Source organism: Actinomadura sp. 9N407 (genome assembly GCF_044326315.1).
GTDB lineage: Bacteria > Actinomycetota > Actinomycetes > Streptosporangiales > Streptosporangiaceae > Spirillospora.
In genome coordinates, this window is record NZ_JBIRAW010000044.1 from 15118 (window position 1) to 27498 (window position 12381).

At 69.5% G+C, this 12381-nt stretch carries 15 protein-coding genes; 5 read left to right on the plus strand and 10 right to left on the minus strand.

What is annotated here, in order from left to right:
- The first annotated feature begins 14 nt into the window (after nt 1–14).
- The 5 genes from ccrA to ACH34Q_RS42080 all read left to right on the plus strand — a co-directional run bounded on the left by ccrA (nt 15) and on the right by ACH34Q_RS42080 (nt 3383).
- Nucleotides 15–1349 carry a crotonyl-CoA carboxylase/reductase gene (gene ccrA, locus ACH34Q_RS42060; protein ID WP_395988813.1) on the plus strand — a complete coding sequence of 445 codons (1335 nt, stop codon included), beginning with the start codon at nt 15–17 and terminating at the stop codon, nt 1347–1349.
- 351 nt (nt 1350–1700) lie between these two features.
- The gene (locus tag ACH34Q_RS42065) at nt 1701–2006 is read left to right on the plus strand and encodes a hypothetical protein (RefSeq protein ID WP_395988814.1); all 306 of its coding nucleotides are present in this window, start codon (nt 1701–1703) and stop codon (nt 2004–2006) included.
- Complete coding sequence (locus ACH34Q_RS42070; protein ID WP_395988815.1) at nt 2003–2164, plus strand: BBE domain-containing protein; 162 nt, start codon at nt 2003–2005, stop codon at nt 2162–2164. The genes ACH34Q_RS42065 and ACH34Q_RS42070 overlap by 4 nt, the downstream gene beginning before the upstream one ends.
- Nucleotides 2161–2442 (plus strand): helix-hairpin-helix domain-containing protein, encoded by a 282-nt coding sequence (locus ACH34Q_RS42075; RefSeq protein ID WP_395988816.1) that lies wholly within the window; start codon nt 2161–2163, stop codon nt 2440–2442. Before ACH34Q_RS42070 ends, ACH34Q_RS42075 begins: the two co-directional genes overlap by 4 nt.
- A 71-nt stretch (nt 2443–2513) precedes the next feature.
- On the plus strand, nt 2514–3383 hold the full coding sequence (locus ACH34Q_RS42080; protein ID WP_395988817.1) for a hypothetical protein: 870 nt from the start codon (nt 2514–2516) through the stop codon (nt 3381–3383).
- 196 nt (nt 3384–3579) lie between these two features.
- On the opposite strand, the gene ACH34Q_RS42085 is transcribed toward ACH34Q_RS42080, so the two are convergent.
- The 10 genes from ACH34Q_RS42085 to ACH34Q_RS42130 all read right to left on the minus strand — a co-directional run bounded on the left by ACH34Q_RS42085 (nt 3580) and on the right by ACH34Q_RS42130 (nt 12032).
- Complete coding sequence (locus ACH34Q_RS42085) at nt 3580–3984, minus strand: hypothetical protein (RefSeq protein WP_395988818.1); 405 nt, start codon at nt 3982–3984, stop codon at nt 3580–3582.
- Nucleotides 3985–4549: 565 nt separating this feature from the next.
- Nucleotides 4550–4975, minus strand: coding sequence for a hypothetical protein (locus ACH34Q_RS42090; protein ID WP_395988819.1), 426 nt, complete (start codon nt 4973–4975; stop codon nt 4550–4552).
- A 188-nt stretch (nt 4976–5163) separates the two neighbouring features.
- Entirely contained in the window at nt 5164–6159 is a 996-nt protein-coding gene (locus ACH34Q_RS42095) for a helix-turn-helix domain-containing protein (protein ID WP_395988820.1), read from the minus strand.
- Nucleotides 6160–6411: 252 nt separating this feature from the next.
- Entirely contained in the window at nt 6412–7215 is an 804-nt protein-coding gene (locus ACH34Q_RS42100) for an ABC transporter permease (RefSeq protein ID WP_395988821.1), read from the minus strand.
- Complete coding sequence (locus tag ACH34Q_RS42105) at nt 7212–8186, minus strand: ATP-binding cassette domain-containing protein (RefSeq protein ID WP_395988822.1); 975 nt, start codon at nt 8184–8186, stop codon at nt 7212–7214. The genes ACH34Q_RS42100 and ACH34Q_RS42105 overlap by 4 nt, the downstream gene beginning before the upstream one ends.
- Nucleotides 8187–8250: 64 nt before the next feature.
- Complete coding sequence (locus ACH34Q_RS42110) at nt 8251–9096, minus strand: DUF4097 family beta strand repeat-containing protein (RefSeq protein ID WP_395988823.1); 846 nt, start codon at nt 9094–9096, stop codon at nt 8251–8253.
- An 84-nt stretch (nt 9097–9180) separates the two neighbouring features.
- Nucleotides 9181–9744: a toxin-antitoxin system HicB family antitoxin gene (locus ACH34Q_RS42115; protein ID WP_395988824.1), complete on the minus strand. Its 564-nt coding sequence runs from the start codon at nt 9742–9744 to the stop codon at nt 9181–9183.
- Between the two features lie 271 nt (nt 9745–10015).
- The gene (locus tag ACH34Q_RS42120; protein ID WP_395988825.1) at nt 10016–10573 is read right to left on the minus strand and encodes a GNAT family N-acetyltransferase; all 558 of its coding nucleotides are present in this window, start codon (nt 10571–10573) and stop codon (nt 10016–10018) included.
- Nucleotides 10574–10699: 126 nt separating this feature from the next.
- The gene (locus ACH34Q_RS42125) at nt 10700–11332 is read right to left on the minus strand and encodes a class F sortase (RefSeq protein ID WP_395988826.1); all 633 of its coding nucleotides are present in this window, start codon (nt 11330–11332) and stop codon (nt 10700–10702) included.
- A gap of 1 nt (nt 11333) precedes the next feature.
- Nucleotides 11334–12032 carry a hypothetical protein gene (locus ACH34Q_RS42130; RefSeq protein WP_395988827.1) on the minus strand — a complete coding sequence of 233 codons (699 nt, stop codon included), beginning with the start codon at nt 12030–12032 and terminating at the stop codon, nt 11334–11336.
- Between the last annotated feature and the right edge of the window lie 349 nt (nt 12033–12381).

Genomic DNA, 12381 nt, shown 5'->3' on the forward strand with positions numbered 1-12381 from the left:
CCCGGAGGAGATCCATGGCTCTGCCCGCCCCGTCCAGTGACCTGCTCGAAGCCGCGCGTTCCGGCGCGACCGGACAGGAACTGCTGGACATCGAACTGCCGGCCCGCTTCCGCGCCGCGTACACGCGCAAGGACGAGGTCGGCATCTTCGACGGCCAGACCGACAAGGACGTGCGGCGCTCACTGCACGTCGGCGACGTCGACATGCCCGAGCTGGCCCCGGACGAGGTGGTCGTCGCGGTGATGTCCGCGGCCATCAACTTCAACACCGTCTGGTCGGCCATCTTCGAGCCCGTCCCGACGTTCGCGTTCCTGGAGAAGTTCGGCCGGCAGGGCTGGCACGGCGCCCGGCACGACCTGCCGTACCACATCCTCGGCTCGGACGGCTCGGGCGTCGTCGTCCGTACCGGCTCCGGGGTGAAGAGCTGGAAGCCCGGTGACCGCGTCGTCATCTCCCCGTCCTACGTGGACGAGGAGGACCACGGCTCGTACGACGACGGCATGATGAGCGAGACCCAGCTCGCCTGGGGCTTCGAGACCAACTTCGGCTCACTCGGCGAGTTCTGCATCGCCAAGGCCAACCAGCTGATCCGCAAGCCGGCCCACCTCACCTGGGAGGAGGCGGGCTCCAACACCCTCTGCGCCGCCACCGCGTACCGGATGCTCGTCGGCCGGCACGGCGCCCGGATGAAGCAGGGCGACGTCGTCCTGATCTGGGGCGCCACCGGCGGCCTCGGCGCGTTCGCGACCCAGCTGGTCAAGAACGGCGGCGGCATCCCCGTCGCCGTGGTCTCCTCCGAGGAGAAGGCCGCCCTCGCCCGCGCCCAGGGCTGCGAGCACATCATCAACCGCAACGAGCTCAACCTCGGCGAAGAGGGCATGCTGAACCGCAAGGCGGGCCGGATCCTCGGCGAGGCCATCCGCAACCTGGTCGGCGAGGACCCGGGCATCGTGTTCGAGTACCTCGGCCGCGAGACGTTCGGTGCCTCCGTCTACGTCGCCAAGCGCGGCGGCACCATCATCACCTGCGGCTCCTCCACGGGCTACAAGCACGAGTACGACAACCGCTTCCTGTGGATGCGCCTCAAGAGCATCCTCGGCTCGCACGGCTTCAACTACCACGAGGCCGTCGAGGTCAACCGCCTGTTCAGCCTCGGCATGCTGCACCCGACCCTGTCGGCCGTCTTCCCCCTGGACGAGGCCGGCGAGGCCACCCGCGCCGTACAGACCAACCAGCACGTCGGCAAGGTCGCCGTCCTCTGCGGCGCCACCGCCGAAGGCCAGGGCGTCACCGACCAGGCCCTCCGGGACAAGGTCGGCGAGAAGCGCCTCAACCTCTTCCGCCGCTGACCGGTACGCGGCGTGCCGTCCAGGACGGCACGCCGCGTGCACGGCCGTTTCCTGCAAGCCACAGCCCACCCGGCTCTCGTACGTTGACCTGCATGAACGGAAACATCCCCCGGCCAGGCCAACCCGGATACGACGAAGAGCGGCTGGGACTGAACCGGGCGGCCGAATCGCGCCCGGCCTACGTGGTCGCCGCGGCCACAGACCAAGACGTGGTCGCCGCAGTGAGGCTCGCGGCAGACCAAGGACGCCCCGTCGGAGTGATGGCCACCGGCCACGGCCCCTCCGTACCGGCCGACGCCGCCGTACTGGTCGGTACGCGGCGGCAACGACAACTTCGGCCTGGTCGTCGGCATGGAAATCGACCTGTTCCCGGTCTCACGCCTGTACGGCGGCGGGCTGTACTTCCCGGCCGAGGCCACCACCGAGGTACTGCACGCTTACGCCGACTGGGCCCGGAACGTCCCCGAGGAGATGGCCTCCTCGATCCTCATGGCCCAGATCCCCGACATCCCCGACGTACCAGAACCCCTGCGCGGCCGATTCGTCACGCACCTCCGCATCGCCTACAGCGGCGACGCCGCAGAAGGCGAGCGCCCCCTGCGCCCCCTGCGCGACCTGGGCCCCACACCCTGCGCCCCTGGAGCACCGGCGGAATGAACCTCAACTTCGCCGGCGTCGAGGACACCGCCCCGGACACCGTACGTACCGCCTACACCCCATCGGACTTCGCACGCCTGAGAACCCTCAAGGCCCGCTACGACCCCGCCAACATGTTCAAGATCAACTTCAATATCCCGCCGGGAGCCGCGTCATGACCCCGAACGAAGGCTCGAACCTCACCGCCTTGGTCAACGTCGGCAGATCCGTGGCCCGCTACTTCGAACGCATCGGGATCACCAGGATCGAGCAGCTGGTGGACCAGGACCCGATGGAGCTGTACGAGCGAATGTCAGCCGCCTATGGCGAGCGCCTGGATCCGTGCCTCCTCGACACCGTCATGTCCGCCGTCGACCAGGCCGAAGGAAAGCCCGCCCGACCCTGGTGGCACTACACCCCCGACCGCAAACGCCTACTGGCCAGGCCTCCCCACTGACACCAGGGCGTTCTGTTTTCGATTCTCGTTTAAACACTACGTGGTCAATCGATTACCCTTAGTTTAAGTTCATGCCCACGAGCAATCATGAGCTGCCGTTGGAGATGGTCCGCAACCGGCCGCAGCTCGTCCCCGAACTCTTGCGGAGCGTCTTCGGTGTCGACGTGTCAGGCCATGGCCAGGTCACCTTGGCATCGGAGTCCTACGCCGATACGCACCCGGCCGAACTGCGCTGCGACGCCACCGTCCTGCTGGGCGATCCCGACTCTCCTGCCCTTGGCGTAGTCGCGGAGTCGCAACTGCGGTCGCGAGAGGAGAAGACCTACAGCTGGCCCGCCTACCTGGCCTCGCTGCGCCTGCGCCGCAGGTGCCCGGTGATCCTTCTGGTGTTCTGTCCCGACATGGCCACGGCGAAAGGCTGTGCCGCTCCGATCGATATGGGCCACCCCGGCTGGGTCCTCCAGCCCCTGACCGTGTCCCCCGAGAGCCTGCCCCCGATCACCGACCCGGCCAGTGCGCGCCGGCTACCCGAACTCGCGGTTCTCAGTGCCCCCGCTCACGCCGACGGACCGCACGCCGAAGCGGTCATCCACAGCCTCTCGACCGCCCTCGACACCCTCAGCGACGACATCGGCACTCTGTACCATGACTATGTGATGTCGCGGTTCTCTGACGCCGCACGGAAGCTCCTGGAGGAGACCTTGAAGCTCGACGACTACGAGTGGCAGTCGGAGTTCGCCATCCGTCACAGGGCAGAAGGCCAGGCCCTGGGCGAGGCCAAGGGCGAGGCCAAGTCGGTGCTCCTCGTCCTGCATGCCCGTGGCATCTCGGTTCCCAACGACATCCGTGACCGTGTCACCGACTGTGCGGACCTCGACCAGCTCGAACGCCTCGTCCAGCGCGCCGCCACCATCGACGCGGCAGAGGATCTCTTCAACTGACGCACTAGGCACGGGCCACGGTCGGTAGGACACGAGCCCAGTGCGCTCGTTCGCGTCCCCCGCATGATCCCGACAAGGCCGGAACGTCCCATGGCCTTCCGTGCAGCAGGCGACATCGCTGTCCTCGGGGTGGACGAATACCGACGCCTGGGACTCGGGCGGGACGCCGACCGTGCCGTGCTCGACTCGCTGGAGGTCACGCACAGGCGCTGAGTGCCTGCGCCATCGTGGGCTCGCGCGGATGGATGCTGAGCCATTCGCCGACGGGTGGCAACTTCACCCCGTGTTCCGCCAGGCAGACCTGGAAACGGCTGCCCTTGGCCACCGGAATGCGCACGTCCTGTCCCTGGAGGAGGGAGGCGCACCGTTCGATGGCCTTCCTGATGTGGTCGGTGTCGCCCACCGGTTCATGGTTCTTCTCGGAGAGCCGGACACCGTGCGAGCGGAGGCAGCCGAAGAAGGGCGTCTCAGCCTGGACGGCAGGGGCCGAGGGGGCGGCCGCCGGCGAGGTGGTCGCCGTGGGCGGCGGCGCCGTGACCGGTGGCCCGGAACACGCGGCCGCGAGAAGGGCGGCGGCGCAGAGCGAGTGGCTGAAACGCATGCGGCCTCCAGGCGTCCGATCGGGCTCTCAGTGGAGCATGTTCCGCCCCGGCCGTCGAGGGCCGGAACGGAGCCGCACGACCACGGCGCGCGAAGCCGGAACCACGTAGATGCGGTCGGGGTGGTTCCGTAGCCCGGGCAACTCAGCGGATAGGTACGACCGAATCAGCGACATGGCCGCCCCAACCGGCCTATCCCGGGCGCTGATCAGCCTGGTCAGCACCATCAAGGCCGGCCGGCTGGACTACTGAGCCTCCCCAGGGTTGTTGGCCTGGGCCTTTTCCGCTCTCACCCCCCGGGTTGACGTCCCTCCTGCAGGGGCGGTCGCCGAGTGCCGCCCGCGCCTGCCGGTGACGGTCTGCCGTCCTGACGTCAGGGTCGCTGGCCATGCCGTTCGGGGGATCGCGAAAGCCCCGCACCCGTGGGAGAGCCGGGTGCGGGGCTTTCTTCTCGGTGGTCGCCGTCGGTGGCGGTGAACGTACGTCAGCCCTCGACGTCGTCCGGGCTGCACTCGGCGCGCTCGACGCGGCGCATGGGGCAGTCCCGACCATCCCTGCTAGGCAGGGTCAGAGACGAACGAGGCATTTCGTTGCGACCCAGCCTCCGGCCAGCGGCTTCCACAGGTTGCCCCCACCGCAGGAGGCGTAATTGCCTCCTGTGGTGTTGCCGCACGAGGCGTTGGTGAACCGGTGGCCTCGCGGGTAGCTGCGGATGATGCCGGACGACCGGTCGGGCCGGACGTGCACGTTGACCGCCTCCTTCGCCATGTAGTCGCAGGTGGCCTGCAACTCGGCGGCGGTCATGGCCGCGCCGGCCTGCGTGCCGTTCGCGGCTTGGGATGCGCGCGCGGTGCCCGGCGTCGCGACGAGGGCGAGGGCGACGAGGAACCCGAGCAGGGCGACCAGAGCGGCCGTCGCCCGCTGCTGCTGGAGCCTTCCACGCTGGGACGGCTGCGACCGAGCGTCCGCGAAGCCGGGACTGGTACTGGACATAGCGCTTCTCCGTTCGCTTGCGGCCCTACCCGGTCGGGCAGAGCCTGGAGCGCGAGGCGAGAGCACGGCCGCGCCGGCTTCTGGCCGCCAGCGGGGCCGGGGCTCCTACGGCCGACGCTGCGCCGGCGGTCGATCCCCCGCTTTGTTCGCCTTCCGCTCAAGGGTGCAAGCCGCGGCCCAGGCGGGTCTTACGCAGGAGTGCACAGGTCTTTAGCCCCTGTGCACTGCTGGCGGAACTGGCGCGGTGAGAGGCCGTAGGTACTGCGGAAGATCTGGCTGAAGTGCGCGGGGCTGGTGAACCCCCACCGGGCGGCGATCGCGGTGATGGGGCGGGTGGCCAGCCGAGGGTCGGCCAGGTCGCGGCGGCACTGCTCCAGGCGGCGCTCGCGGATCCAGCCGGCGACCGTGTGCCCCTCGGTGTGGAACAGCCGGTGCAGGTAACGCAGGGAGATGTGGTGCGCCGCGGCGATCGCGCCCGGGGTCAGTTGCGCATCGCCCAGGTTCTCCTGGATGAAGGCGTGGATCCGGGCCATCAGCGCCCGCCGCCGGGTCTGGGGCGGCAACGTGCTCTGGGCGTCCAGCGTGCCGGCGAGGGCGACGGTCAGTACGTCGAGCGCCAGGCTCGACAACCTGATGGTGTCGGACGGGGTCAGCTCGCCCATGCGATGGGCGAGTTGCAGCAGGAACTGCGAGGAAAGCGCACCGACCCCGTGGTCGCCGGGGATGCGGACCGCGGTCAGGCGCCGCAGGTCCCGATCCGGCAGTTGCAGCGATGAGCGCGGGAACTGCAGGACCAGCAGCCGGCTCGCTGGAAGTCCGGGCGCGAGCCCGGCCAGGTAGGGACGCGAGCTGTCGTACAGGCTGAGATCTCCGACGCGGCAGTAGGCGCGCCGGCCGTCCTGCTCGCCGTTCATGCCGAGGCCGCGTACGGCGCAGGTGAGCAAGAACGCTTCGGGGTCGGCCTGGCGGATCAGCTTGGGGGTGCGGCGGACCGAGTGCGGCGTGGCGGTCATCAGGGTCGCCTGCACGGGGCCGAGTCCGCAGATACCGACCTGAGCCTGGAACCGGTCTTCGAGATGTGGTTCGCAGCGTGCGTCCAGAGCCACCCAGGTCTTGGAGGTCACCTCACGCCAGAAGGCGAACCGCTCGGGCGCCGGGACCTCGCCGGTACTGATCACGTCCATGACCGCATTCCCTGTGTCGACGACCGGGACCGGCATCATCCGTGCCGATTTCCGGCGTCGTCGTCCGCCACTGGGCGCAAGTGCATGTACTCCCGCCGGCGTGGTCGCGCGGGGCGATCCGTACTCTCCTGGGCGCTTGGTCGTCGCGTTCACGGTCGTCGACGGCCGGATGCGGGGCGGGTCATCGCCGACGCGCAGAAGGCGTCCCTCCGGCGTGGATCGCCAGGGGACGCCTTGCGTCGCGCCGGTGGTTCAGGAGCTGACTGCCTTCTTGTAGAGGCGGGTCGCCAGCGGGACGAACACGATCAGGATGATGGCGACCCAGAGCAGTGACGCCGGGATGGCGTGCTGGAGGGGCCACGCGTCGGAGGTCTTCATCGCGCTGCTGGTGTTGCCGAAGAGTTCGCGTGCGGCCTGGGTGAAGGCCGAGACGGGGTTCCACTCGGCGATGACGCGCAGCGGCGTGGGCAGCTTGGAGCTGTCGAGGAAGGCGTTGGAGATGAACATCACCGGGAAGGAGACCATGGTGGCGATGTTGTTGAAGCTCTCCGGGGTGCGCAGGGCCAGCGCGACGGTCGCGGTGAACCAGGAGAACGCGTAGGCGAACAGCAGCAGCAGCCCGAAGCCGAGGACGGCCTCAAGAGGCGAAGTGTGCACGCGCCAGCCGACGATCAGTCCCATTCCCGCCATCACCACCAGGCTGGCGAGGTTCATCAGCAGATCGCTGACGGTCTGGCCGATCAGCACGCCGGACGGGGCCATGGGCAGCGAGCGGAACCGGTCGAAGATGCCCTTCTGCAGGTCCAGGGTCAGCGTGTAGCCGGTGGTCTGCGCGCTGATGATCACGGCCTGGACGAAGATGCCCGGGATCAGGAACTCCTTGTAGGACATCCCCGGGATCTCGATGACGCTGCCGAAGACGTAGGCGAACATCAGCACGAACACGATCGGGAACATGACCGCGGCACCGAGCAGGTCCGGCGACCGCCTGATCTTCAGGGTGTTGCGCTTGGCGATGGTCCAGCCGTCGGCGACGGGCATGGTGAGCGCGTTCATCGGACGGCCTCCTGGGCCTGCGGCTCGGTGCCGGACGCCTTGTGCCCGGTCAGGGTGAGGTAGACGTCGTCGAGGGTCGGCCGCCGCAGCCCGGCGTCCCGTACCCGGACCCCGCTGTCGGCCAGCCGGCCGAGGATGTGGCGGAGCGACTCGGGGCCGTCGGTGACCGGAACGGTGATCTGGAGCGACTCCGGCACGGTCCGCATGGCGCCGACGGCGACCCAGGCGAGTGCCTGCCGGGCGGTCTCCAGTTCGGCGGCGTCGGACACGGTCAGCTCGATGCGGTTGCCGCCGACCCGGTCCTTGAGCTCGTCGGCGGTGCCGCGGGCGATGGCGCGGCCCTGGTCGACCACCATGATCTGGTCGGCGAGGCGGTCGGCCTCCTCCATGTACTGGGTGGTCAGCAGCAGCGTGCTGCCGGCCGCGACGAGTTCGGAGATGGTGTCCCACAGCGCCGTACGGGCGCGGGGGTCCAAGCCTGTGGTGGGTTCGTCCAGGAACAGCACCGGCGGGTCGGCGACCAGCGCCCCGGCCAGGTCGATGCGGCGGCGCATGCCACCGGAGTAGCCCTTCACCGGACGGTCGGCGGCGTCGGTGAGATCGAAGCGTTCGATCAGCTCGCGGGCGCGGGCCTTACTGCGCTTGGCGCCCAGGTGGTAGAGGCGCCCGACCATCTCCAGGTTCTCGGCGCCGGTCAGGTGCTCGTCGACCGCGGCGTACTGGCCGGAGACGCCGATGTGCGCGCGCAGCCGCCGGGCGTCCCGTACGACGTCGCATCCGGCGACGGTGGCCCGGCCGCCGTCGGGGTGCAGCAGCGTGGTCAGGACCCGTACCGTCGTGGTCTTTCCTGCGCCGTTGGGGCCGAGCAGGGCGAGCACCGTGCCTTGCGGGACGGAGAAGCTCAGCTCGTCCAGGGCGGTCACCTCGCCGTATCTCTTGACCAGTCCTTGGGCTGTGATCGCGTCGCTCATGAGGGTCTCCTTGCCGGTGTCCGGGGCCGGTGTTCGGGGGGCCGGTGTCTGGGGGTGTTCGGGGTCAGGACCGGTGGACGTCGATGTCGCCCCAGTTGGTGTGCGCGTGCACCTCGACGACCGCGTCGGTGGCCTCGGGACCTTCGGCGGCGGTCAGGGTGTTGCGCACCACGCCGTTCTTGGAGTGCAGGTTCAGCCGGGCGGCCGTGCCCTCGGGGATACCGATGGCGACCTTGCCGTGGCCGCCTTCCAGGTGGACGGTGCCGCTCACCGCCGCGCCGATCCGGACCCGGCCGTGCGCGGACTTGACGCTGAGGCCGGCCGACGTGCTGCCGACGGTGACGCTCCCGGTACCGGTCTTCACCTGCAGGTCGCCGGTCGCCGTGCCGAGGATGATGTCACCGGTGGAGTTCTTCACCGTGCCGCGGCCGTTGATCGCCCCGATCCGGATCGCCCCGGTGGAGGCGGTCACCTCGGCGGATCCGGTCACCCGGTCCACCCAGACCTCGCCGTTGGAGGCCTTGGCTTCCAGCGCGCCGGTCTCCTCCAGGCGCAGGTCGCCGTTCGAGCTGTGCAGGACGGTCTCGCCGAGCGAGCCGGTGGCGATGAACTCCGCGGCACCCTTGGCCTCGACGCGGGATCCGGCTGGCAGGTCGACGGTCACCTCGATGGAGCCGCGCCAGTTCCGCAGGTACCCCAGGGCCTTGGGCTTGGGGCCCCTGACCAGCAGCCGTCCGCCGGAGAGTTCGACGATCGTCTGCTCGGCGGCCTGCACGCTCACCTCGTTGGACGGGTCGCTGGGACGTACCTCCACCACCGTGTCGGCGCGGTCGCCGGCGTGCATGCGGACCTGGCCGATGAAGATGTCGATGTCGGCGGTGATCGGTTCGGGAGTGTCGAAAGCAGGCATGGCGGAGCCCTCCTCATGGGTCGGTGGAACATCCAGGCCTCGGGGCCGGGCGATGCGGGTGACGAGGGATGGGGCCGAGCGGGGCTAGCGCACCCAGCCGGTGTAACTACGGCCGCTCTGGGGCTGCTGCCGGTCGGTGGCACGAACCCCGGCGCCCGGCTCGAACGCGCCGGAGATGGCGCGGACCAGCCAGGCGTTGACCGAGATCCCCTGCAGGCCGGCCGCCTCCTCCACACGCACCTTGAGGTGCTCGGGCAACCGCAGGGTCATGCGCGCAGTGCCGCCGTCCTCGACGGACGGCAGTCCGGCAGGCGGCGCCCCGGCGGGCGACGTCCCGGCAGGCAGCGCGGTCTCCGCCCCGCCGCCAGCCCTGCCGCCGTCCGCGCCTCCGGGGGACGGCGCGGTCTGCGGCGGCGTCACCACGAACTCCGGGTCCCCGCCGCGCAGCCGCACATCGACCGAACCCGGTGCGAGATCGCTGGTGATCTCGTCCGCCGCGGCCGACAGCGCTTCCAGCAGGGTGAGCCGCGTGGCCGCTTCCAGGGCGCTGCTGAGGCGCTCGGCCAGCGCACGGGCATCCGGCCCGCCCGCCTCGGCGGCGACGGCGAGCTGGCGGCGCAGGTTCTCCACGTACGGCATCAGATCCATGCCGTAACTATGACGTCAATGCGACGTCACGTCAAGCGTCACGTTGACGTCGCCCTGTCCAAACTTGACGTCGCCTCCGCGACCACCTGAACGCGCCGTATCGACGGTCTCCTCTAGTACGGGCTCCAGTGCAGTGTCCACATGCGTTCACCGGCGTGCCAGCGGTGTTGACTCGTGGCGTGTTCGCCTGAAAACGCCTGGCTCAGAGGCGAACACGCCACGAGTCAACGGGGGCGGGCGGCACGGTGGGAGGGCGGCGGCGTTTCGTTCTTCAGCGCGCTCGCCACTCGTCCTCGAGCATTGCGTAGACGACCCCGTCCACCCACTCGCCTTTGATGATCTCGTTGTGCTTGAGGTGGGCTTCGCGGCGCATCCCGAGACGTTCCAGAACTCGCGCGGACGCGGCGTTGCGGGCGTCGATACGCCCGACGATGCGGTGGAGCCCGAGTTCCTCGAACCCCAGGCGCAGCATCACCTCGGCCGCCTCCGTGGCGTACCCCTTACCGCCATGGTCCGGATGGAAGACGTAGCCGATCTCGCCCTGCCGGTGCTCTCGACTCCTCCAGAAGAGCACGACGTCGCCGACCATCGCGCCGGTCTCCCGCAGGGCCACCACCAGGTTCAGGTTGCCGCCCTCTTCGTCCAGCGTCGCCGCCTGGATCTTCGCCTGCAGCGATTCCCGCACCTGACCACGATCGCGGACGTCGAAGAGGAGGTAGCGCGTCACCTCAGGCCGGGAGTGCAGGTCGTACAGAACGTCGAAATCGCCGAGGGTGTAGGGGCGGAGTACCAACCGAGCCGATTCGAGCGGATAGTCAGGTCTGAGCACCGAACGATCATATTGACGACCACGGGAGACGGCAGGCGGCCGCCGACCGATCCGGCGCCGCCGGTCCGTGGTCGGGGCCACGGACCGGCGGCGGGTTCGGACGGATCGGCAACTGACCGGCGACGATCAGGAACTGACCAGCCGGGCGTAGATGATCAGATTGTCCTTGTAGTGGCCGGATGCGGGGTCGAAGGCTCCGCCGCAGGTGACGAGCCGGAGTGACGCGTGATCCAGCGTCTCGCCGAAGACCTTCTTGTGCGGGAAGGCGTTCTTGTCCACGCGCTGCGCCCCTTCCACGGCGAACGTGGCGGTAGAACCGTCCTGGCGGCTCACCTGGATCTTGTCGCCGGACTTCAGCTCCTTCAGCCGGTAGAAGACCGCCGCCTTGCCCTTGGCGTCGACATGCCCGAGCAGGACCGACGGGCCCACCTCGCCCGGCGTGACGCCCTCCTTGTACCAACCGGTCAGGTTGGGCCGGCTCAGCGGCGGCTCCTCGATGCGCCCGTCGGGCCGCAGCCCGATCTGCCCCACCGGGGCCGACACACCGATCTTGGAGATGGTGATCTTCGTCGGCAGGGACTCGGACAGCGGCGTGACGGCCGCCACGGCCGCGGTGGTGCCGGTCGCCGCCGGCTTCGGCGTGCCCTTGACGGTGGCCTCACCACCTCCGCAGCCGCCGAGCAGCAGTCCGGTGAGGAGCGCGCCGGTCGCCGCGCCGACGACGCGGCGACCGGTGGCGGATGCTGTGATCCCGGGCAACTTACGACCGCCCCCGCACGGTCCTGCGACGCAGCGCGACGGCGCCGAGCCCCGCGGCCAGGAGGGCGCTCAGACCGGCCGCCGGCAGCGCCGACGCCGAGCCCTCGCTCATGCTGCCGTCACCGGTGTCGATCCGCCCGGTGGGGAGCTTCGGCTGCTTGGGGGTCATGTTGTCGCCCTTTTCGGGGCTGGTGCTGAGCTTCACCGAGCCGTAGCCCTTGCAGACCACCGTGGCGGTCGTCGGGTTGGGCAGGCTGCTGCGGAACTTGCCCGTGGCGGTCCAGCGGTTCTTGCCCGCCTTCGTCACCGCCAGCGGGTTGCGGGTGTAGCCGTTGCTCGTGATGCTCACCGTGCTCGGGCAGGTCACCGTGAAGGTCGTCGTACCGCCGGGAACGACGCGGCTGGTGGACAGGTGCACCTTGTCGTTCCCGAACTTGAACGTCGGCGTCGGCGTCGGCGTCGGGGTGGGGTCGGGGGTGCCGCCGCCGGGCTCGGCAGCGCGCCAGCGGGCCTGCTCCTCTCCGGCCTTCTTCAAGCACACCATGGCCTTGCCGGCTTCGGTCTTGCCCGTCGCACCGACAGGCGAGCAGAACGCACCTGGGGTGACCGGCTTGGGCGTGGCCGCGAGTGCGGGTGCCGCCATCCCGAGGACCATGGCCCCCGCGGCGAGTCCTGTCGCGGCCAGACGAGTTGCGCGCATTCCTTTTTCCTCTGTTCGGGGCTGTCCGTGTTCGCGGCTGGTACGAGGCGTGCCTGTGCCATGGCGGGGGAGCCGCGCATCGGCGCGGCGGACATGGGATGCGCTCGCCGTACGAGAACCGTTGGGACGGACGAGAAGGATGAGCCCGCAGCCTAGCGACGTCCTATTGCGGCACAAGTGGAACGTAATGAAATAGAGCAGGCGTGACCGGATTCGGACACTCTTCGCGGTGGCGTAAACTTTTTCGATGTCCGGGCGACTCGCCGTCAGATGTCGCGTCAAAAGAGACCGAGTGGTATCTGAAAAGCGGGCCCTGACCAGCGACGAAGCCGCCTGTCGCAAAAGAGGC

Coding starts and splice junctions, on each gene's coding strand:
- ccrA (WP_395988813.1), top strand. CDS start 15: ATGGCTCTGCCCGCCCCGTCCAGTGACCTGCTCGAAGCCGCGCGTTCC.
- ACH34Q_RS42065 (WP_395988814.1), top strand. CDS start 1,701: ATGGAAATCGACCTGTTCCCGGTCTCACGCCTGTACGGCGGCGGGCTG.
- ACH34Q_RS42070 (WP_395988815.1), top strand. CDS start 2,003: ATGAACCTCAACTTCGCCGGCGTCGAGGACACCGCCCCGGACACCGTA.
- ACH34Q_RS42075 (WP_395988816.1), top strand. CDS start 2,161: ATGACCCCGAACGAAGGCTCGAACCTCACCGCCTTGGTCAACGTCGGC.
- ACH34Q_RS42080 (WP_395988817.1), top strand. CDS start 2,514: ATGCCCACGAGCAATCATGAGCTGCCGTTGGAGATGGTCCGCAACCGG.
- ACH34Q_RS42085 (WP_395988818.1), bottom strand. CDS start 3,984: ATGCGTTTCAGCCACTCGCTCTGCGCCGCCGCCCTTCTCGCGGCCGCG.
- ACH34Q_RS42090 (WP_395988819.1), bottom strand. CDS start 4,975: ATGTCCAGTACCAGTCCCGGCTTCGCGGACGCTCGGTCGCAGCCGTCC.
- ACH34Q_RS42095 (WP_395988820.1), bottom strand. CDS start 6,159: ATGGACGTGATCAGTACCGGCGAGGTCCCGGCGCCCGAGCGGTTCGCC.
- ACH34Q_RS42100 (WP_395988821.1), bottom strand. CDS start 7,215: ATGAACGCGCTCACCATGCCCGTCGCCGACGGCTGGACCATCGCCAAG.
- ACH34Q_RS42105 (WP_395988822.1), bottom strand. CDS start 8,186: ATGAGCGACGCGATCACAGCCCAAGGACTGGTCAAGAGATACGGCGAG.
- ACH34Q_RS42110 (WP_395988823.1), bottom strand. CDS start 9,096: ATGCCTGCTTTCGACACTCCCGAACCGATCACCGCCGACATCGACATC.
- ACH34Q_RS42115 (WP_395988824.1), bottom strand. CDS start 9,744: ATGGATCTGATGCCGTACGTGGAGAACCTGCGCCGCCAGCTCGCCGTC.
- ACH34Q_RS42130 (WP_395988827.1), bottom strand. CDS start 12,032: ATGCGCGCAACTCGTCTGGCCGCGACAGGACTCGCCGCGGGGGCCATG.